This window comes from Microbacterium hominis, from assembly GCF_013282805.1.
Classification (GTDB): domain Bacteria; phylum Actinomycetota; class Actinomycetes; order Actinomycetales; family Microbacteriaceae; genus Microbacterium; species Microbacterium hominis_B.
Window position 1 is genome coordinate 902,325 of record NZ_CP054038.1, and the last position, 18,886, is coordinate 921,210.

The window sequence follows — 18,886 nt, forward strand, 5'->3', positions numbered from 1 at the left end:
CCGTGCCAGGATGGCTCATGCGGGCCGCGCCCCGCGAGAGAGAGGATCGCCATGACCGTGCCCGACCCGTACTCGCCGGCTCCCGCGGCCGACTCGACTGCCCCGTCGCCGCTGTTCCGCGCGGCGATCTGGGTCGCGATCGGCGCGCTCATCGCCGCCGCGCTCGTGTGCGTGGTGTGGGTGCTCGTGGGCAACCAGAACGGCATCGTCGGGCGTGCGTTCCTCACGATCCTGCTGCTGGTCGGCTTCGCCGGCGTCGCGTTGCTCGACGCGCATCTCGCACCCCGCCGGCCCGGCTGGTTCGCGCTCGCGAGCATGGCCTCCTGGATCATCGCGCTCCTCATCGGCGCGGTCATGATCTGGATGCCCGAGCGCTTCCCCTGGAGCGGCTTCACCCGCACGGTGCAGTTCCTCCTCATCGTGCTGATCCTGCAGCTCGTGCTGCTGCACCTGCGCCTGTACACGAAGGCGTTCCAGCGCTACGTGACCCCGTTCACCCAGGTCGTGGCCATCGCCACGATCGCCCTCGTCGTGGGCCTGGCCGCGCTGGTGATCGTGCCCCTCATGGTCGGCGAGTTCTTCACCTTCGCCGAGATCTACTGGCGCATCGTGGTGGCGGTGTCGATCCTCGCCGCGGTCGGCACCGCGCTGATCCCGCTCGTGAACGCGCTGTTCGCTCCGCGTCGGGAGCGCGTGGCCGCGCCGGTGCCTGCGCCGGACTACACGTCGTGGCCGCCTCCCGGGGCGCAGACGGCGGCCGCGGCGCCTGCGATCGAGACGGCGCTCGAGCAGGAGCTGCTCCCGTGGCCCACGTACTACGACGGCGTCACGCCGCTGCCGATCATGCCCGACGGCTCTCCGGACTGGGGCGCGTACTACACCGGCTACCCCTCGGAGGGGGCGCAGGTGATCGGGATGCCGCTCCCCGCCGCCGAAGAGACGCCGGCCGATGCGGGCCTGGCGTGGGAGGCGGAGCAGACCGACCCGGGCGTGCGCGCCGCCGAGCCGGCCGCGGAACAGCCCGAGACCGCGCCCTACGCGGAGCCGGCCGTTGAACAGCCCGCCGCCGACCCGGCCGCGCAGCAGCCGGAGGCCGCGCCCGCCGCCGAGCCGGCGCCCGCGCCTGCGCCTGAGCCGGAGCGCGCGCAGCCCGCGCCGGCGCCACCGCAGCCTCCCTCGGGCTACGAGGGCTACCCGCCGCCCCCGCCGCTGCCCCCGCGCTCGTAGGCCGGCGGCGCCCGCAACGCTCGCGTGCCCGCAACGCTCCCGGCGCCCGTAGGGCCGGCGGCGCCCGCAACGCTCGCGCGCCCGCAACGCTCCCGGCGCCCATAGACCGCCCGCGCCGCGCCCGCAGCCCGAGCGCCCGGTCCGCTCAGCCGAGCAGCTCCAGCGCGGCCATGGCCGCATTGTGCCCGCCGATGCCGCTGACCGCACCGCCGCGGCGTGCGCCCGACCCGCACAGCAGCACGCGGTCGTGCGCCGTGCCGACGCCCCAGCGCTGCGCGGGGGTCTCCAGCGGCTCGTCGTCTGCCGCCCAGGGCCACGCGAGCGGCCCGTGGAAGATGTCGCCCGCGACCATGCCGAGAGACTCCTCGAGGTCGGCGGTCGTGCGGGCCTCGATGCACGGCGTGCCGTCCGGCGCCTCGTAGAGGCAGTCGGCGAGCGGCTCGGCGAGCACGGCGTCGAGCGAGCGCTGGGCCGCTTCGAGCAGTGCGGCGCGCGCGGCATCCCGATCCGCTCCGGCCATCAGCCGATGCGGCGTCTGCAGCCCGAAGAGGGTGAGGGTCTGGGCGCCCTCGGCGCGCAGCGCCGGCCCGAGGATCGATGGATCGGTGAGCGAGTGGCAGTAGATCTCGGCCGGGAGCGGATCGGGGATGCCGCCCGCGGCGGCCTCCGCGTGCGCGCGGTCGAGCTGGGTGAGCGTCTCGTTGATGTGGAAGGTGCCCGCGAACGCCGCCTCCGGCGCCACGCTGCCATCGCGCAGGCGCGGAAGCCGACGCAGCAGCATGTTCACCTTCACCTGCGCGCCCTCGGGCGCCGCGTCGGCGCCGATGCCGGCCGGGGGAGTGGATGCCGCACCCGCCGCCCCGGCTGCCGACAGCAGCCCGTCGAGCACGGCGGGCCCGACACCGCTCAGCACCACGCGTGCGTGCACGCGCGATCCGTCGACGAGCGCGACCTCGCCGTCGGGGGAGAGCGAGGCCACCTCGGCGCTCGTGCGCAGCTCCGCGCCGGACTCGCGCGCGGCGCGCTCGAGCTCTGCGGTGACCTGGCCCATGCCGCCGATCGGCACGTCCCAGTCGCCGGTGCCGCCGCCGATCACGTGATAGAGGAAGCAGCGGTTCTGGCGCAGGCTCTCGTCATCGGCGGTCGCGAAGGTGCCGATGAGTCCGTCGGTGAGGGCGATGCCGCGAGCGAGGTCGGTGCGCAGGGCCCGGCGGAGCATCCCTCCCAGCGGCGCCTCGATGACGTCGTGCCACAGGGCGTCGTCGCCGAGCCGCATGCGCACCTCCGCGCGCCGCGCGAGCGGTTCCGTCACGGTGGGGAACAGCGCCTGCGCGAGCGGAGCGAGTCGTTCGCCGAACGCCGCGAACCGGGCGGCTTCAGACGCATCGCCCGTGGTGCGCAGGAATGAGGCGGCGGTGGCGGCGGCATCCCCGTTGTCGATGAGGATGCCGCGCGAGGGGTCCCCGGGATCGGGCGTGTACGAGGAGATGCGGCGGCGGCGCAGCCGCACCGACAGGCCGAGGTCGTCGATCACGCGGCGGGGGAGGAGGCTCACGAGGTACGAGTAGCGCGACAGGCGGGCATCCACCCCGGCCCATGGCCGCTCCGAGACGGCGGCGCCGCCGACGTGATCGAGGCGCTCGAGCACGACCACGCTGCGCCCGGCACGGGCGAGGTAGGCCGCGGCGACGAGGGCGTTGTGGCCGCCTCCGATGATCACGACGTCGTGGGCGGCGGGGGGAGCGGCGGCGGTCATGCCCACAAGATAACCCGGGCGCGGCGCCGCTAGCGTGGACGGGTGACCACACCCCAGCAACTGCAGTCGCTCGCCATCGAGATCGCGCGCGAGGCCGGTGACCTCGCACGCAGGCGCCGGACCGAGGGTGTCGCGATCGCGGCCACCAAGTCCGCGCTCGCCGACATCGTCACCGAGGCCGATCGCGAGGTCGAGGCGCTCATCCGCGCGCGGCTCGCCGAGCTGCGGCCCGCAGACGGCTTCCTCGGCGAGGAGTCGGGCGCCGAGCACGGCACGACCGGCATCACGTGGGTGGTCGACCCCATCGACGGCACGGTGAACTACGCCTTCGGAATCCCCACCTACGCGGTGAGCATCGCGGCGGTGACCGGCGATCCGGCGCCTGGGCGCTGGGAGGCGCAGGCGGCGGTGGTGTTCGCCCCCGCGATGGGCGAGCTCTTCCACGCCGCGCGGGGCGAAGGCGCTTGGCTCGACGGTCGGCGTCTGGCCGTGAACGCGGAGCCGACGCCCGCCGGAGCGCTGCTCGGCACGGGATTCGGCTATGACCCCACCACGCACGCGGGCGACCTCGCGCGGGTCGCGCGGGTGATGCCGATCGCCCGCGATCTGCGGCGCATGGGCGCGGCATCCCTCGATCTCGCCTATGTCGCCGCGGGTCGCCTCGACGGCTACTTCGAGAGCGGACTGTCGCCCTGGGACCACGCCGCCGGCGCCCTCCTCGTGCAGGAGGCCGGAGGTGTCGTCGCCGGGCCGGCGCCCTCGCCCGGCGCGCGCAGCGGGCTGTTCGTCGCGGCCGGACCGGCCCTGTTCGACCGGCTCTTCGCGGCCGCCTCTGCGAACGGCACGGCACCGCGATGATCGTTTTCCACAGGATGGGCGTGTACATGGCATTCCCAGCCGTGCCCCGGTAGGGTTTACCCGATCGTTACCACTGTCGCCCGAACGGCAGTGCGTGATTTCGCCCGACTGTCCGACCTGGTGCTTTCCCCCCGAGCGCCTCGATCTGAGAGCCTGTCTCCGTTTTGCCTTTCGACTCCCCCATGGCTGAGCCGGCGCGCACGCGCCGAAGCAGTCGCACCGCTCCCACGCCTGTTCAGGCGCCGGTCGAGCAGGGCGAGTCGCGTGCGCAGCTGCGGCGGCGGATGACGGGCGAAGTGCCCACGCGTCCGGCCGTGGTCTGGGGTCGCGAGGCCCACGTGACGCCGGTCGAGACGAAGATGGATGCCGCGCCCGCCGGCCCGGTGGCATCGAACGTTCCCGACGTCGAGCCCGCCCCCGTCGTCGCCCCTGAGATCGTCTCGCCGGCACCCGCCGCCGCGGCGCCGGTCACTCCCGCGGAGCCGGCCGCTCCCGCTGTGCCCGTCGTCCCCGAGCCTGCGCCCCCGGTGCTCTCGCGCCGCGCGCGCCGCGCTCCCGCGAGCGGTGAGCAGGCGGTGCTGCCGGTGCCGGCGCTCGACGAGGTCGAGGTCGAGCCCCTCACCGAGGCGCAGCCGGTCGTCGAGATCGCGCGCGAGGTGGTCGCGCCCGAGCAGCCTCCGCTCTTGCGTTCGCGTCGCAGCCGGGTCGCTCCGGTCGTGCACGAAACGGCCGAACCGAGCCTTCCCGAGGCCGTTCAGGCGCCGGTCGAGCCCTTCCAGCTCATCGAACCCGAGCCGGTCGTCGTCCCCGAGCCGGTCGCACCGGTCCCGGTGGAGCCGGCCGCAGCGGTCGTCGACACTCCCGAGCCCGTGGCGGCGTCGAAGCCGGTCGCCGCGCCGGAGCCGGTGAGCGCCCCCGAGCCCGCCGCCACGATCCCGGCCGCCGAAGAGCCCATCGTCGACGAGCCCGTCCGCCCGCACACGCCGCGCGCGGCATCCGACGTCGACGAGTTCGAGGCCGCGGCCAAGCTCTTCTCCTTCACCGGCCAGACTCCCGTGCAGCAGCCGGCCGACGCACCCCCGGCGCCGGCCGACGACGAGACGGCACCGCAGGCAGCCGATGCCGCCGACGGCGACTCCGCGCACCAGGCCCCGCCCCGCATGCGCACGCGCACGACGTTCAAGCGCATCGCCGCGACGTCGTTCTCGGTGGGCGTGATGGGCATCGTCGGCCTGATGGCGGTCGGCATGACCGTTCCGGCCGAGGCCGTCGCCGCCGTGCAGGGCACCGACGCGACCACGTCGCTGCTGGCCGGCGATGTCAGCTCCGGCATCGACGAAGAAGACATCCAGGCCTACGTCGCACCCGCCGGCACCGAGAGCGCCGACCTCACCCGCAGCGAGAACTACGGCACCGTCACGATGGCCGAGATCGCCGCCGCGTCGGGCATCCGCAACACCTCGAACTTCTTCGTCAACGACCCGACCGCGGCCATCCAGTGGCCCTTCGCGGTCGGCGTGCCGATCAGCTACGGCTTCGGCATGCGCTCGGGCCGCATGCACGAGGGCGTCGACTTCACGCCCGGCGACGGGTCGCCCATCCAGGCGATCGCCGACGGTGTCGTGCGCGAGGCGACGCAGGCCGGCGGCGCGTACGGCGTGCACGTGATCATCGACCACATCATCGACGGCCAGCTCGTCTCGAGCCACTACGCGCACATGCAGTACGGCTCGCTGCAGGTGGTGCCCGGTCAGCACGTGACCGTGGGCACGATCCTCGGCCGCACCGGCAACACCGGACGCTCCTACGGGGCGCACACGCACTTCGAGATCCTCGCCAACGGCACCACGGCGATCGACCCGATTCCGTGGCTCCGTCAGCACGCCGGGGGATGACCCCGGTTTCAGAAGTGGTCCAAAGCTCTGGTATCCTCTTCTAGTTGCCTTCTTGAAGGTGACACGCCCCGATAGCTCAGTGGCAGAGCACTTCCATGGTAAGGAAGGGGTCGTCAGTTCAATCCTGACTCGGGGCTCGCAGACATCCGGTTCGCGACGCGGATGCCGTGCGGCAGGGTAGCTCAGTTGGTGAGAGCGCACGACTCATAATCGTGAGGTCGCGGGTTCAAGCCCCGCTCCTGCTACAGAAGAAAACCCCCGGTTATCCGGGGGTTTTTGCGTTGGAAGTCGCGTCGCGAGCGGGCTGGGTCGGATGGATCGGTGCAGTAAGCGGTGCAGTCGGGGCCGCGTTTGCGGGGTGACCGGGTCGCGCGACCAACGCCGGCGCGGGCGTGAACGACGGTGATCACATGGCCGGCAGCTGCGGCGTCACCTCCCGCATGCTCTGTCTCGCGAGGGAGATGAGGATGTCCGCCTTGTCGTCGGCGATCTCCTTCTCGGTCTGAGCGTCCACCTCCGCGATGAAGGCGGCCAGGGTGTTGTTGCCCGCCGTGACCTCGCCCCGCGCGAACGCGCGGTCGGACGCCGCGAGCTTGACGCACAGGGAGTTCGCCACGCCCGGCTGCGTCACCCACTGCCTGACAAGAGCGCACAGATCGCCCAGTGACCCGCGAACGGTGAAGCTCGTCGAACCGGCGCCCATGTTGCCTGCCTCGTCGGTCGCCGTCGCCGAGACGTTCGTCGTGCCGACCGGGAAGTCGTACGCGGGGCCGCTGATGTCGGCGCACGTGTGGTCGGCGACGCCGGAGCCGCTGTCGGCAGCGACGCACGTAATGGCGATCGTGTCCAGCCACCCGTACTCGCCGGCGTTGCCGGTGTAGGTCACCGTCGGATCGGTGGAGTCCGCCTGGTAGAACGGTGAGGTGGCCGAGGTCTCGTTTCCGGCGTTGTCGGAGACCGTGCATTCGAATGCCAGCACCGGACCTTCGGCCGAGGATGTCTCCGGCTCGCAGGTGGATGCCAGACCCGAGACGGTGTCGGCGACGGTCCAGTTCACGGTGACGTCGCCGACATACCAGCCGTTCTCGCCCATCGTTCCGGAGAGGGTCGCGGTCGCCGTCGGTGCGTTCGCGTCGCGCTTCACGGTCGTCGCACCGGTTGCGGTCCCCCCACCGGTGGTCACCGTGCAGGTGAAGGTCAGCGCCACCGCATCTCCGGTGACCGTGCCGCCGTCGCACCCGCTGGTCGCGGTGACGGGGGCTCCCGCGGTCTCCACGGTGAAGCTGACGACGACGTCCGAGACGTACCAGCCGTTCTCTCCGAGCGTTCCCTCCACGTGCGGCGTCACAGTCGGCGGCGGGATGATCACGTCATCCGTCAGAATCTCCCCGGTTGCGCTCCCGCCTCCGGCAAGAGTGGCTCCCGTCGGAGTGGTCAGTGCAAGGGTCAACTCTTCGTCTGCTTCGCCCACGCTGTCGCAGAGCACGTCGACCCTGACGGTCTTGGTGGTCTCGCCCGGCTCGAACGTGAGCAGTCCCGACGCGGGGGTGTAGTCGGTGTTGGCGGTTGCCGTCCCGCTCACGGTGTCGTATCGGACGGTGACCGGGGACGTGCTCTCCCCGCTGAGCTCCACCGTGAAGTCCAGCGGAGTGGTCACGCAGTCGGTACCCTCGACGACGCTCGCCCCGGTGACGTTCAGGGTGCGGAAGTCGTCGTTGCGGATCGTGGCAGCGCGCTTCGTCATATCCCGGTCGAGGGCGAACCCTGCGGCGGCTGCCGGATCGTCGGGGGTCGTGAACCCCGTGATCTGGATGAAGAACTCCTCGTCGGGCTCGACGTCGGTATCGCCGATCACCTTGACTTCGATCCTCTCGGACGTCGCCGCCAACGGCTCGATGGTCACGGTGCCGGAGGTGGGTGTGTAGTCGCCGGGCGCCTCGGCGCTACCATCGACGGTCTCGTAAGCCACCACGATGCGGTGGGCGACCCTGTCTCTCATCGCGACGGTGAAGGAGAACGTTGCGCCGGGGTCGATGGCGCTTCCGCTGCCCTCCGTCCATGGGCCGTCGACCGTCAACTGGATGGTGTTGGCGTCGTCGTCGTCGAGAATCGTGCCGACGGCGCTTCCCCTGCCGAGTACGACGTCGGTCTCGCCTTCGATCGAGAGCGCCACCTCGAAGGTCTCATTGGGTTCGTAGTCCCGATCGCATTTCACCGTGACCTCGAGGGTCTGCGTGGTGACTCCCGGACTGAATTCCAGCGTCCCGGATGTGGGGGTGTAGTCCTGGCCGGCGAGCGCCGGGGCGGTGTAGTCCTCGCCGGGGAGCGCTGTGCCGCCGTGGGCCCTCGTCGTGTATGCCACCCGCACGGGGACGCTGCGCGGCTCGCTGAGCGTGACGTCGAATCTCATCGGCGTCGGGTTGTCGGTGCAGAGAAGCCCATTGCCGAGTGGTTGGAAGGTGCCCTCCCGCAGCGAGGCATCGGCGATGCTCACGGCGTAGACGTCATCGTCGATGATCGTGCCGATGGCCGTTCCGTCCTCGATGTTCAGCCCCTGATCGGCCGGCCAGCCATCGAAGATCCTCACTTCGAACGTCTCCTCGCTTTCCACGCGGGCATCCGCCGACACGTTGACTCGCACGGTGGTCGAGAATGCGCCGGCGGGGATTCTCACGTACGGACGAGCGGTGCTCGCCGGGCCGTAGTCGCAGCGGATGGGATCGCACGGCTGGAGGGCGCCCGTCGTCGCGGTGCCGTCGACGAGCTGGAAGCGGATCGACGTGTCTCGGCTTCGCGGCTGGTCCATTCTCACGGTGAAGTCGAACGCCGTCGGCGTCGCGCCCGTGCCCTCGACGGCCGTGACGTCGTCGATGGTGACGTTGGGGGGTCCGCTGCCCCGGTCGCATCGGGAGAGTTCGTCGGGCTGCGGCACAGAGCTCTGACCCTGCTCGTTCGGCAGCCACGACCAGACGCACGCGTAGAGGGAGTACTGGACGGTCGAGCTGCCCGAGCTCCCTGTGCCACTGGTCGACAGGGTCCCGGGAGCAGGACACGCGCGGACGTCCGCGAAGCACCCGGACACGTCGATCTCGGTCGCCTTCAGGGTCGACGAGCCGTCGATCGCGGACCAGTCGTCGTCGCTGCCCACATCGGCATCCACCATGCCGAACCACATCGATGCGGTTCCCCAATCGTTGGGATACGCGCGCCACGCAGACCAATAAGGAATGATCGACGCACTGTCGTTGCTCTTCAGGCCCTCTCTGCTGCGGATCTGCCACGGGGACGGCGGCAGGTTGCCGTAGTAGTAGACGGGGTAGTAGTCCGGGCCGTTGAAATCGTCGTGGCTGGAAAGCTCCTTGACCGTGGCGATCGAGATCGCCGTCCGCGTCGCGCCCTTGTTCAGCAGGAACACCTCTTCGGTGAACTCCGTCGAGTAGTAGTCCACGTGCACGATGTTCACGAGATCCCGCCGGATCTGGGTGAGCGCGGGCAGCAATCGGGGGTTCGTGAAGGCCGATACATCGTCGAGGCCCCCGAACTCGTCCCAATCGTCGATGATGGCCGGGCAGAGTTGACCGTCAGGACCACCGGGGAGGACGCTTCCCGGATCGCCGGGACACAGGATCTGCCGAATGATCGCGGTGCCGTCGCCGTCCAAGCCCATGGTGGCCCCCACACTGAAGAGCGCCTCAGGGTCGGCGCGCTTCTCGAAGATCTGGCCCATCGTGTCGACGAGCTCCCAATCGGTGCGCCACGGCAGGGTGTGGTTGTCGGGGGTCGGGTACTCGTTCGCGCCCCCGGCGCTGCCATTCTGGATCGACCAGAGCACCGGCTGATAGGCGGCCGGCGTAGATGACGTATCGATCTCCGGCAGGGCGAGGATGACCTGGGCTCCGGAGTCGAGCACTTCCTGCGGGGTCGCGTTCACACCGAGTGACGCCGGGGCGAGGTACGGCCCGAGCTCTGCCTCGATCGCCGCGAACAGTGCGGACAGCGACTCCGTCGGCATGTCCCCGGCCCCTTCGTACAGCTTGTCGAGTCGCAGGATCAGGAGTTCGCGCTCGTGCCCCGGTTCCTCCAGGAAGGTGACGATGTTCAGGAGGATCTCATCGAGTGTCGGGCCGCGCAGGGTGTGGTGGATGTAGAACGTGCCTTCTGTCATCTGGTGCTGGGGAGCGAGCTGACGGGTGGCCTCCTCGTCGTCTGCTGTCGCTCGGAAGAAGCGGAGGTCGAGGAAGCGCGATCCGGCCATGAGCTGGTCGTAGACGATGAGATCCTGCGCCTGGGCCCAGGGGCGTGAGAGCGCGGCGAACGTGGAGAACGCCGCTCCGCACAGCACGTCGCTCACCGCCGCCCGGCATCCGTCCCAGGCGGAGCGGAAGCTCTCCTTTCCGCAGTTCTCGCACGCGAGGGTCTCGGTGAGGTCGTATGTTCCGGCGTCGTGGGAGCCCGGGAAGATGAACCGCCACAGCGGCACCTTCAAGGCGGTCGGCGCCACCGCCTCCAGCTCCTTCATCCACTGATCGTGATTCTCGACACCGGCGGAAGCTGCGGTGACGGCGGCGAGGGCCGCGGTGCTGGCCGGGGCGGCCACGGAGGCCGGGGCCTCCGCCTGCGCAGCGGGGGCGGTCCGGGTGGCCGGGGTGGCCTGGGCGACTGCCGGTGGAGTGGCGCCGGCGAGAATCGCGGCGATCAGGATCGCCGTGAGCGTCATCGCCCATGTGCGTCTCTTGATCGGTCGGCGGTTCGCGCTGTCGAGAACGACGCCGGCAGGGGGCAGAGAAGCATGAGACGGCGACATTGGAGTCCGATCCCCAGGACAGGTCGCCGCACACGGGTGGAGCGGTCACATGCAGTCCCCAGATCGGACGTGCACACCTGCACGAGTCAGAAATACACCCGGTGAGATCTGATCTGCAAGGGGGTCGGCGGCGAGACGAGAGGCGCAGCCGATGCGGCTGCGCCTCTCGTCTCGTGGCTACGCGGCCGTGGCGACCGCGCGAAGGGGTTCGGGGGCGGGGCGATCGAGGTGCGCGTCGCTCCACTCGATGGTGAGGCCGCCCGACGAGTTGGCCGAGCGGGCGAGGTCCTGCAGATAGTCGGAGTCGAGCTTCTCGGCCTCGGGGGACTCGAAGACGAAGCGCAGGGGGATCGCCGGCTGGATCCACAGCGACGTGCGACCGGCGGGGTGCCCGCACGGGTGGGTCCAGGTGAGCGTGAAGCTTTCGCCGCGGCGGAGCTTGGTGGTCATGACGACCTTCACGTGCGCGAGCACCCGGTCGGGGATCTCGGCGGGTTGCGGTTCCGATCCGTAGTACAGGTAGCCCATGATCGAGCCTTTCTTGTGGATGGCGAGGGCGGAGATGCGGCGGGGTGTCAGGCTGCGGCGCGCGAGCGGTGGCGGCGCTCGTGGCGGTAGAGGGCGAGCAGATCGCTCAAGCCTCCACGGGTGAGCGGGCGCACCCGCGGAACCAGTGAAACCCCGATCGCGGGGCGGGGAGCGCTGAGCGGGGACACCGTCGCAGCGGCTGCGGCGTGGGGCGTGGCATCCAGGATCTGAGTCATCGTCTTGCGCCTCTCTGTTCGGCAGTTCGTCTGCCGTGTTCGGCAGCTCGTCTGCGATCTCAAGCTAGTCGTGTTTCTTAGAAAGTGTCAATCCCAGTAAATGAGAAATACATGAAGTATGAAAGATTGCGAGATACATACGGAGTGTGACTATGCTGTCCTCTGAGGAGCATCACGGAGGTACCCATGCCCCAGACCGTCATGCGCCATGAAGGCGAGCACCTGTATTCGTCGCGCCCGCAGACCGGCATCGGTGAAAAGCTGAGCGCCGCGATCCTGCGTCTGCGCAGCAGTGAACGCATCCAGGCCGAGCGCGCCCAGCGCGCGTCGGGTCTGTCCAGCGTCGATCTGCTCGCACTGCGCTACCTCGTGCAGGGGTGGCGCGATGAGCGCCGGCTCAGCCCGAAGGACCTCATCTTCATGCTGGACACCTCCAGCGCGACCGTCACGAACGTCGTCGAGCGACTCGTGAAGCGCGGCTACGTCACGCGTGAGCAGCATCCCACCGACCGGCGTGCGCACTTCCTCCTGCCCACCGAGGATGCGGTCGACTGCGTCGACCAGGCGTACTCGGGTCGCGATTCCGCCGTCGTCGGCGTGATCGACGGGCTGACAGATGCCGAAGCGGAGATCGCGACAGACGTCATCGCGCGTCTTGCGTCGGCCTTGGATGCCGTCTCCGACATGCACGGTCGGTGACCATCACCTGGCTGAGCGGTGAGCGCTCGGCGGCGGCTGCGCGCGAGGGTGTGCGACTCGCGGATTCGGCATAGCGCGGGGCCGCCCGCTCCCCATAGTCTGGCCGAGACCCTCAGACCCCCAGGGAGATATCTCGATGAATCGCTCGACCCGACGCGCCATAGGATCCATCGCCGCCGTCGCCGTGGGTGCGGGACTGGTGCTGACCGCACCGTCCATCGCCCTCGCCGACAAGGGAGGCACGCCGAACCCCGGCAAGGGCAACGGCCCGAAGATCGCGGAGAACGTGCAGATCCTGTCGTTCAACGACTACCACGGTCACATCACCTCGCCCGACACGGGCACCCAGGGTGGCGGACAGTACCTGTCGACGAAGCTGGACCAGCTGCGCGAGAGCGCCCCCGACGGTCGCACCCTCACCGTCGCCGCGGGTGACCTCATCGGCGGCTCGCCGTTCCTCTCGGGCCTCTTCCACGACGAGCCCTCGGTCGAGTCGCTCAACGCGATGGGCCTCGACATCTCCTCGGTGGGCAACCACGAGTTCGACGAGGGCACGACCGAACTGCTGCGCATGCAGAACGGCGGATGCCACCCGGTCGACGGCTGCTATTTCCCCGACGACCCGTACGCCGGCGCCGACTTCGACTGGCTCGCGGCGAACGTCTTCAACGCGGGAACCGACACGACGCTCCTGCCGGGAACGAAGGTCGAAGACCTCGACGGCACGAAGGTCGGCTTCATCGGCATGACGCTGGAGTCCACTCCTACGCTCGTGAGCCCCACCGGGGTCGCCGACGTCGAGTTCAAGGACGAGGTCGAGACGGCCAACGCCGAGGCGAAGAAGCTCCGCAAGATGGGTGTGAAGGCCATCGTCGTCCTGCTCCACGAGGGTGGCATCCCGGTGCTGGGCAGCCCCATCAACAGCTGCGACGGCGTCTCGTCGCCGATCGCCGAGATCGCGGGTGCGATGGATGCCGACATCGACCTGATCGTGACCGGACACACCCACCAGGCGTACATCTGCTCGTTCGCCGACCCGCACGGCAAGCCGCGCCTCGTCACCTCCGCGTCGCAGTACGGCCGTGTCGTCACCGAGACGACGCTCGCGTTCACGCCCAGCGGCGACGTCGACCGCGCCAAGACCGTTGCCGTGAACCACGTGGTCGACGGCGTCGAAGCCGACCCCGCCATCACCGAGATCGTCACCAAGTGGAACACGATCGCCGCCCCGCTGGCTGGTCGCGTGGTGGGCACCGTCGCTGAGGACATCACGGGTGACGCCGGCGGCAACCGCGCCATCGAGACGCCCATGGCCGATCTCGTCGCCGACGGCATCCTCGCCGCCACCGCTGAACCTGAAGACGGAGGTGCGCAGATCGCCTTCATGAACGTCGGAGGTGTGCGCGCCTCATTGCTTCTCGCCGACGACCCCGATGACACCTCCGACGGGGTGCTCCCCGGCCAGGTGACGTACTCCGAGGCATTCGACGTGAACCCGTTCAACAACATCATCGTCACGATCGACTTGACCGGAGCTCAGATCGAGGAGGCCCTGAACCAGCAGTATCAGCCGATCGCCTCGCGCGGTTCGCGTCCGATGCTCGCCCTGGGTGTCTCGGAGGGCTTCAGCTATGAGTGGAACGACGATGATCTGGACAACCGATTCGTCGTGCCGGGCTCGATGACGCTGAACGGTGTGCCGCTGGTCGCCGACCAGGTGTACCGCGTGGCTCTCTACAATTTCCTCGCGGACGGCGGCGATGCATTCACCGCTTTCGCCGAGGGAACCAACCGCGTCGGGGGCCCCGAGGACCTCGCGGCCTTCGTGGACTACCTCGAGGCGAACCCGGGCCTGACGGCTCCGGCGAGCCGGATCGACGGTCTGTGATCTGACGCGCGGGCGCTCAGGAACCTGAACGCGCCGTCGATGCGGGTGACTCCCGCATCGACGGCGCGTTCGCCGTTGTTCGGCAGCCGCCTGTGGACAACTTCCACAGGCGTCACACCGGCCCCATAGGGTGGGGCCATGGATCCCTTCTCGCTCTTCGGCGCCATCGTGCCGATCGTGCTCATCGGCATCGCCGCCCTCGTCGTCTTCTTCATCGGCGTCTTGATCTTCCGCGCCTGGTACCGGGTGGCGAAGGCTGACGAGGCGCTCGTGATCGTCGGCAAGACGCAGAAGAGCGCCGACGGTCAGGCCTCCCGCATCTCGGTGATCACCGGCGGCGGCGCGATCGTCAACCCGATCACGCAGCGCTCCGAGCTCGTCTCGCTGCGCGCGCGCCAGATCAAGATGGAGCCGGTGGCGCAGTCGTCGAACGGCGTGACCGTGAACGTCTCGGGCGTCGCGCTCGTGAAGATCGGCTCCGAGCCCGATGCCGTGCGTCGCGCCGCCGAACGCTTCGCGTCGCAGGACAAGGCGATCGAGCAGTTCACCACCGAGCAGCTCGAGGGCGCCCTGCGCGGCGTGGTCGCCACGCTCACGGTCGAGGAGCTCATGCGCGACCGTCAGCGACTCTCCGACCAGATCGCCGAGGGAATCAAGTCCGACCTGTCGAGCCAGGGGCTCATCCTCGACTCGTTCCAGATCCAGGGCGTCACCGACTCCAACGGCTACATCGCCGCCCTCGGTGCGGCAGAGGTCGAGCGCGTCAAGCGCGACGCCGAGGTCGCCGAGATCAACGCGCGCCGCGAGATCAAGGCGCGCGAGCTCGCTACGAGCGAGGCGACGCTGATCGAGCAGACGGCGTACGACAAGAACACGGCCGCAGCCAAGGCCGAGGTCGGCCGGGCGAACGCCGAGGCCGAGCAGGCTGAGGCGCTGGCGCACGCGCAGTCGGAGCAGGGCGTGCTGCAGCAGCGCGCGGAGAACCGTCAGGCGCAGCTGGATGCCGACGTCAAGCGCGTCGCCGACGCGAAGCTCTACGAGCGTCAGCGCGCCGCCGACGCCGAGGCCTACGAGCAGGTGAAGGCCGCCGAGGCGCAGTCGCAGATCGCCGAGGAGGAGGCGAAGGCCATTCGCCTGCGCGCCGAGGCCGAGGCCGACGCGATCCGTCTTGCCGGTGCCGCCAAGGCCGAGGCACTCGCCGCCGAGGCCGAGGCACTCGCGCAGAACCAGTCGGCGCTGCTCGCCCAGCGCGCCCTCGACGCGCTGCCCAACGTGATGGCCGAGTTCGCCAAGGGCTTCGAGCGCGTCGGCACCATCACGGTGCTCGGCGGCGATGGGGCATCGTCGCACATCGCGGGGGAGTCGGCGATCGGGCTGCGGTCGGTCTTCGACTCGGTCAAGTCCGCGACCGGACTCGACATCGCCTCGATCATCCAGGGTCGCGCAGTCGGCGAGGGCATCGGGGCGAGCATCGCCGCAGAGACCAATGGATCCTCGAAGGCGTCGGCGGCGGCATCCACCGACTGAGAACACAGAAGCGGGGCGAGGTCATCAGACCCCGCCCCGCTTCGTCGTTGCGGCGCGTCAGCTCGCGTCGTAGCGCATGACCACGCGACCTTCGATCCGACCCTCTTCCATGCGGTGGAAGATGTCGTTGATGTCGTCGATGGTCTCCACCGACGACACGGTCGGGTGGATGAGGCCCCGGGCGTAGAAGTCGAGCGCCTCGGCCATGTCCTGCCGGGTGCCCACGATCGAGCCGCGCACAGTGATCGCGCGCAGCACGGTGTCGAAGATGTCGGCGGGGAAGGCCCCCGGGGGCAGCCCCACGAACACGACGGTGCCGCCGCGGCGGGCCATGCCGGTCGCCTGGCCGAACGCCTTCGGGTGCACGGCGGTCACGAGCACACCGTGGGCGCCGCCGGTCTGCTCCTGGATCGCGAGCACCGGGTCGGAGGTGGCCGCGTTGACGGTGACCTCGGCGCCGTGGCGACGCGCGAGAGCCAGCTTGTCGTCGTCGACGTCGACCGCGGCGACCCGCATGCCCATGGCGCGGGCATACTGCACGGCGATGTGGCCGAGGCCGCCGATGCCCGAGATCACGACCCATTCGCCGGGCTTGGTCTCGGTCATCTTGAGGCCCTTGTAGACGGTGACGCCGGCGCAGAGGATCGGGGCGACCTCGACCGGGTCCGAGCCCTCGGGGATGCGGGCGGCGAAGCGCTCGTCGACGAGCATGTACTCGCCGAAGCTGCCGTCGACGCCGTAGCCGCCGTTGAGCTGCTCGGTGCAGAGGGTCTCGCGGCCGGTGCGGCAGAACTCGCACGTGCCGCAGGCGCTCCACAGCCACGCGTTGCCGACGAGCTCGCCCACGTGCAGGGTGGTCACGCCTTCGCCGAGGGCGACGACGCGGCCGTACCCCTCGTGGCCGGGAATGAGATCGGCCTTCGGCGGCACGGGCCAGTCGCCGCGGGCCGCGTGGAGGTCGGTGTGGCAGACGCCGCTGGTGATCACACGGACAAGGGCCTGTCCGGGTCCGGGCGCCGGGATGGGCACGTCGGAGACGGCGAGGGGCTTGTCGGGCGCGACCACCACGGCCGCGCGCATGACACCTTCGGGAACGACGCCGCGGTCGACGCTTTCGAGCATCTCCGGCATGGCGGTCATCGAAATCACTTCCTCATCGGACGGACGTTCGCCGTCCATGTGTCCAGGATACCCCGTGTGGTCAGACCACACCACACCGCGCCGGAGACTCTCAGGCCACCCATAGGATCGGCGACATGCCGAAGCTCATCGCGCTGACCGGGACGATCGCTGTCATCGCCTACGCGACCCTCGCGATCACCCAGATCCTCGTGCTCAACCCGCTGGCCGCCGTGCCCGGCGCGACCCTCGACGAGATCCACGCGGGTCTCGCCGCGGCGAACGAGGTCATCAGCGCGCCCTGGGTCATCGGGCTGCTCGCGATCGGACCGATCCTCGCCGTGGTGCTCGCGCTGCTCAGCCGCCGAGCCGATATGACCGGCCGCGCGATCGCGCTCGCATACCTGCTCATCCTCGCCTTCGGCGCGCCGGCGTATTTCGTCGCATCGTTCGGCCCCGGCATGGCGCTGGCCGACGCATTCATGATCAGCGGCGCGGACTATGCGCCCTGGGGAGGGGCGCTGTATCTGGTGAGCGGTGCGGCGCTCCTGGCCGCGGTCGTCGTCGCGATCGTGCCGCAGCGCGCGGCATCCCCTCTCGCGTCCTGACCCGCGCGATAGGGTGGCCCCCATGAGCACGACGCCTCCCGGGTGGTACGACGACGGCCACGGCGCCCTGCGCTGGTGGGACGGCGCGCACTGGACCGAGCACGTGGCCGAGCCCGACCCCGAGCCCGCCGTGGGCGTCGCTCCCGAGACCGGCATCGCCCCCGCGCCGACGCCCGAGGGGATGGATGCCACGCCCGGCGGCCCGCAGGCGCCGGCCGTGCCCGCCGAGCCCACCGCGGCCGAATCCGTGCTCCCGCCGGAGCTCGCCGCCGAGTTCGATGCAGCGGCTGCCGCCTCGGCCGGCATGCCCTCGCCCGCCGGATCGCCCGACTACACGGCCTACACGGGGACCGCCCCGACCGTGCCCGGCAACCCCGCCTATCCGGGCGGGTATCCGGCCGACTACGCGGGACAGGGGGCATTCGTCTCGGCGACCGAGCCCACCAAGTCGAAGCTCTGGATCGTCTGGGTCGTGCTCGGCGTCGTGCTGCTGGGCATCGTGATCGGCGCGGCCGTGCTCATTCCGCTGCTGTTCCTCAGCCTCACCTCGAGCTCGTCCGTCTCGCCCGAGGGGGAGGCTCAGACCGCTGCGGTGGCGGCGGTCGAGCTGTACGACGAGGCCTGGCAGGAGGTCGACTGCGACAAGCTCGTCTCGTCGACCACCGATGACTTCCGGTCGACGCAGCGGCTCGACGACTGCGAGGTGTTCGAAGCGCAGGCCGCGCCGTTCGCCGCCTCCGTGGAGAACTACGAGGTCAGCATCGACACCATCGCCGCGGCCGACGACGAGATCGTCATCGAGACCACCGAGACCTACGACGCGCTGTTCGATCAAGAGGGAAACCCCACCGATCAGACCTCGCCGTTCGAGGTGCATTACCGCTACACGATCGTGCCCGAAGACGGCGGCTGGCTCATCGACGACCTGGCGAACGCCGAGTGAGCGAGGTCGCCCCTCGCGCGCGCGGCGCGCGGTTCATCCTCACCTGTCTGGGGGTGGGCCTGCTGGCGGGGCTCCTTTCGGGGCTGTTCGGCGTCGGCGGCGGCACCGTCATCGTGCCGCTGCTCGTGCTGATCCTCGCCTTCGACCAGCGCCTCGCGTCGGGCACGTCGCTGGCGGCGATCGTGCCGACCGCGACCGTCGGTGTCATCTCTTACGGCGTCCAGGGCGAGGTCGCGTGGATTCCCGCGCTCATCCTCGCCGCCGGCGCCGTCGTCGGCGCCCAGATCGGCACGTGGCTGCTCGCGCGACTCTCGCAGACCGTGCTGCGGTGGAGCTTCGTCGGCTTCCTCGCCGTCGTGATCGTGACGCTGTTCATCGTGATCCCCTCGCGCGACGCCGGGCTGGAGCTCACCTGGCTGAGCGGGATCAGCCTCATCGTGCTGGGACTGATCACCGGCATCCTCTCGGGCCTGCTCGGCGTCGGCGGCGGCATCGTCGTCGTCCCCGCGCTCATGATCCTGTTCGGCACGAGCGACCTCATCGCCAAGGGCACGTCGCTGCTCATGATGATCCCGACGGCGATCTCCGGCACCATCGGCAACTTCCGCCGTCACAACGTCGATCTGCCCGCCGCGCTGCTGGTGGGTGTCGCCGCCTGCACGACCACGGCACTCGGCGCGTGGCTAGCCGCGCTCCTCCAGCCCGGGGTCGCCAACGCTCTGTTCGCCGTCTTCCTCGTGGTGATCGCCGTGCAGATGGCGATGAAAGCGCTCCGCTCCCGTCGCGGCTGACCCGATG

The 18,886-nt window shown here is 70.1% G+C and carries 14 protein-coding genes and 2 tRNA genes; 11 read left to right on the forward strand and 5 right to left on the reverse strand.

Annotation, left to right across the window (positions count from 1 at the left end; translation table 11 throughout):
* Nucleotides 1-51 precede the first annotated feature (51 nt).
* On the forward strand, nt 52-1,227 hold the full coding sequence (locus HQM25_RS03830) for a hypothetical protein (RefSeq protein ID WP_172989041.1): 1,176 nt from the start codon (nt 52-54) through the stop codon (nt 1,225-1,227).
* Nucleotides 1,228-1,372: 145 nt separating this feature from the next.
* Here the strand turns inward: HQM25_RS03830 and HQM25_RS03835 are convergent, their stop codons facing one another.
* Nucleotides 1,373-2,983 carry a phytoene desaturase family protein gene (locus tag HQM25_RS03835; RefSeq protein WP_172989042.1) on the reverse strand — a complete coding sequence of 537 codons (1,611 nt, stop codon included), beginning with the start codon at nt 2,981-2,983 and terminating at the stop codon, nt 1,373-1,375.
* Between the two features lie 42 nt (nt 2,984-3,025).
* On the opposite strand from HQM25_RS03835, the gene HQM25_RS03840 reads away from it, so the two are divergent.
* The 4 genes from HQM25_RS03840 to HQM25_RS03855 all read left to right on the forward strand — a co-directional run bounded on the left by HQM25_RS03840 (nt 3,026) and on the right by HQM25_RS03855 (nt 5,981).
* A complete protein-coding gene (locus HQM25_RS03840; RefSeq protein WP_172989043.1) occupies nt 3,026-3,841 on the forward strand; it encodes an inositol monophosphatase family protein in 816 nt (271 codons plus the stop codon).
* 182 nt (nt 3,842-4,023) lie between these two features.
* Nucleotides 4,024-5,736, forward strand: a complete 1,713-nt coding sequence (locus tag HQM25_RS03845; RefSeq protein WP_254359537.1) for a M23 family metallopeptidase — start codon at nt 4,024-4,026, stop codon at nt 5,734-5,736.
* 65 nt (nt 5,737-5,801) lie between these two features.
* Nucleotides 5,802-5,873, forward strand: a tRNA-Thr gene (locus HQM25_RS03850).
* A gap of 34 nt (nt 5,874-5,907) precedes the next feature.
* Nucleotides 5,908-5,981: transfer RNA gene (locus HQM25_RS03855), tRNA-Met, on the forward strand.
* A 161-nt stretch (nt 5,982-6,142) separates the two neighbouring features.
* Here the strand turns inward: HQM25_RS03855 and HQM25_RS03860 are convergent.
* From HQM25_RS03860 to HQM25_RS03870, 3 genes are all read right to left on the reverse strand, one after another.
* Nucleotides 6,143-10,453, reverse strand: a complete 4,311-nt coding sequence (locus tag HQM25_RS03860) for a Calx-beta domain-containing protein (protein ID WP_172989044.1) — start codon at nt 10,451-10,453, stop codon at nt 6,143-6,145.
* Nucleotides 10,454-10,717: 264 nt separating this feature from the next.
* A complete protein-coding gene (locus tag HQM25_RS03865) occupies nt 10,718-11,068 on the reverse strand; it encodes a DUF7882 family protein (RefSeq protein ID WP_172989045.1) in 351 nt (116 codons plus the stop codon).
* Between the two features lie 47 nt (nt 11,069-11,115).
* On the reverse strand, nt 11,116-11,304 hold the full coding sequence (locus tag HQM25_RS03870) for a hypothetical protein (protein ID WP_172989046.1): 189 nt from the start codon (nt 11,302-11,304) through the stop codon (nt 11,116-11,118).
* A gap of 186 nt (nt 11,305-11,490) precedes the next feature.
* Between HQM25_RS03870 and HQM25_RS03875 the strand changes: the two genes are divergently transcribed.
* From HQM25_RS03875 to HQM25_RS03885, 3 genes are all read left to right on the forward strand, one after another.
* Entirely contained in the window at nt 11,491-12,003 is a 513-nt protein-coding gene (locus tag HQM25_RS03875; RefSeq protein WP_172989047.1) for a MarR family winged helix-turn-helix transcriptional regulator, read from the forward strand.
* Between the two features lie 136 nt (nt 12,004-12,139).
* Nucleotides 12,140-13,891 (forward strand): bifunctional metallophosphatase/5'-nucleotidase, encoded by a 1,752-nt coding sequence (locus HQM25_RS03880; RefSeq protein WP_172989048.1) that lies wholly within the window; start codon nt 12,140-12,142, stop codon nt 13,889-13,891.
* A gap of 138 nt (nt 13,892-14,029) precedes the next feature.
* On the forward strand, nt 14,030-15,418 hold the full coding sequence (locus tag HQM25_RS03885) for an SPFH domain-containing protein (RefSeq protein ID WP_172989049.1): 1,389 nt from the start codon (nt 14,030-14,032) through the stop codon (nt 15,416-15,418).
* A 57-nt stretch (nt 15,419-15,475) separates the two neighbouring features.
* On the opposite strand, the gene adhP is transcribed toward HQM25_RS03885, so the two are convergent.
* Nucleotides 15,476-16,498, reverse strand: a complete 1,023-nt coding sequence (gene adhP, locus HQM25_RS03890; protein WP_172991498.1) for an alcohol dehydrogenase AdhP — start codon at nt 16,496-16,498, stop codon at nt 15,476-15,478.
* A gap of 176 nt (nt 16,499-16,674) precedes the next feature.
* Here adhP and HQM25_RS03895 point away from each other — a divergent pair, with 176 nt between their 5' ends.
* From HQM25_RS03895 to HQM25_RS03905, 3 genes are read left to right on the forward strand one after another with little or no spacing between them, the layout of a single operon-like run.
* Nucleotides 16,675-17,145: a hypothetical protein gene (locus HQM25_RS03895; protein ID WP_172989050.1), complete on the forward strand. Its 471-nt coding sequence runs from the start codon at nt 16,675-16,677 to the stop codon at nt 17,143-17,145.
* Nucleotides 17,146-17,167: 22 nt separating this feature from the next.
* Nucleotides 17,168-18,088 (forward strand): DUF2510 domain-containing protein, encoded by a 921-nt coding sequence (locus HQM25_RS03900; protein WP_172989051.1) that lies wholly within the window; start codon nt 17,168-17,170, stop codon nt 18,086-18,088.
* Entirely contained in the window at nt 18,085-18,879 is a 795-nt protein-coding gene (locus tag HQM25_RS03905; RefSeq protein WP_172989052.1) for a sulfite exporter TauE/SafE family protein, read from the forward strand. The genes HQM25_RS03900 and HQM25_RS03905 overlap by 4 nt, the downstream gene beginning before the upstream one ends.
* The last annotated feature ends 7 nt before the right edge of the window (nt 18,880-18,886 follow it).

Bases quoted from the DNA above. Each gene is read 5' to 3' on its own strand.
- HQM25_RS03830 (WP_172989041.1), top strand. From the start codon at position 52: ATGACCGTGCCCGACCCGTACTCGCCGGCTCCCGCGGCCGACTCGACT.
- HQM25_RS03835 (WP_172989042.1), bottom strand. From the start codon at position 2,983: ATGACCGCCGCCGCTCCCCCCGCCGCCCACGACGTCGTGATCATCGGA.
- HQM25_RS03845 (WP_254359537.1), top strand. From the start codon at position 4,024: ATGGCTGAGCCGGCGCGCACGCGCCGAAGCAGTCGCACCGCTCCCACG.
- HQM25_RS03860 (WP_172989044.1), bottom strand. From the start codon at position 10,453: ATGACGCTCACGGCGATCCTGATCGCCGCGATTCTCGCCGGCGCCACT.
- HQM25_RS03865 (WP_172989045.1), bottom strand. From the start codon at position 11,068: ATGGGCTACCTGTACTACGGATCGGAACCGCAACCCGCCGAGATCCCC.
- HQM25_RS03870 (WP_172989046.1), bottom strand. From the start codon at position 11,304: ATGACTCAGATCCTGGATGCCACGCCCCACGCCGCAGCCGCTGCGACG.
- HQM25_RS03875 (WP_172989047.1), top strand. From the start codon at position 11,491: ATGCCCCAGACCGTCATGCGCCATGAAGGCGAGCACCTGTATTCGTCG.
- HQM25_RS03880 (WP_172989048.1), top strand. From the start codon at position 12,140: ATGAATCGCTCGACCCGACGCGCCATAGGATCCATCGCCGCCGTCGCC.
- HQM25_RS03885 (WP_172989049.1), top strand. From the start codon at position 14,030: ATGGATCCCTTCTCGCTCTTCGGCGCCATCGTGCCGATCGTGCTCATC.
- adhP (WP_172991498.1), bottom strand. From the start codon at position 16,498: ATGCGCGCGGCCGTGGTGGTCGCGCCCGACAAGCCCCTCGCCGTCTCC.
- HQM25_RS03895 (WP_172989050.1), top strand. From the start codon at position 16,675: ATGCCGAAGCTCATCGCGCTGACCGGGACGATCGCTGTCATCGCCTAC.
- HQM25_RS03900 (WP_172989051.1), top strand. From the start codon at position 17,168: ATGAGCACGACGCCTCCCGGGTGGTACGACGACGGCCACGGCGCCCTG.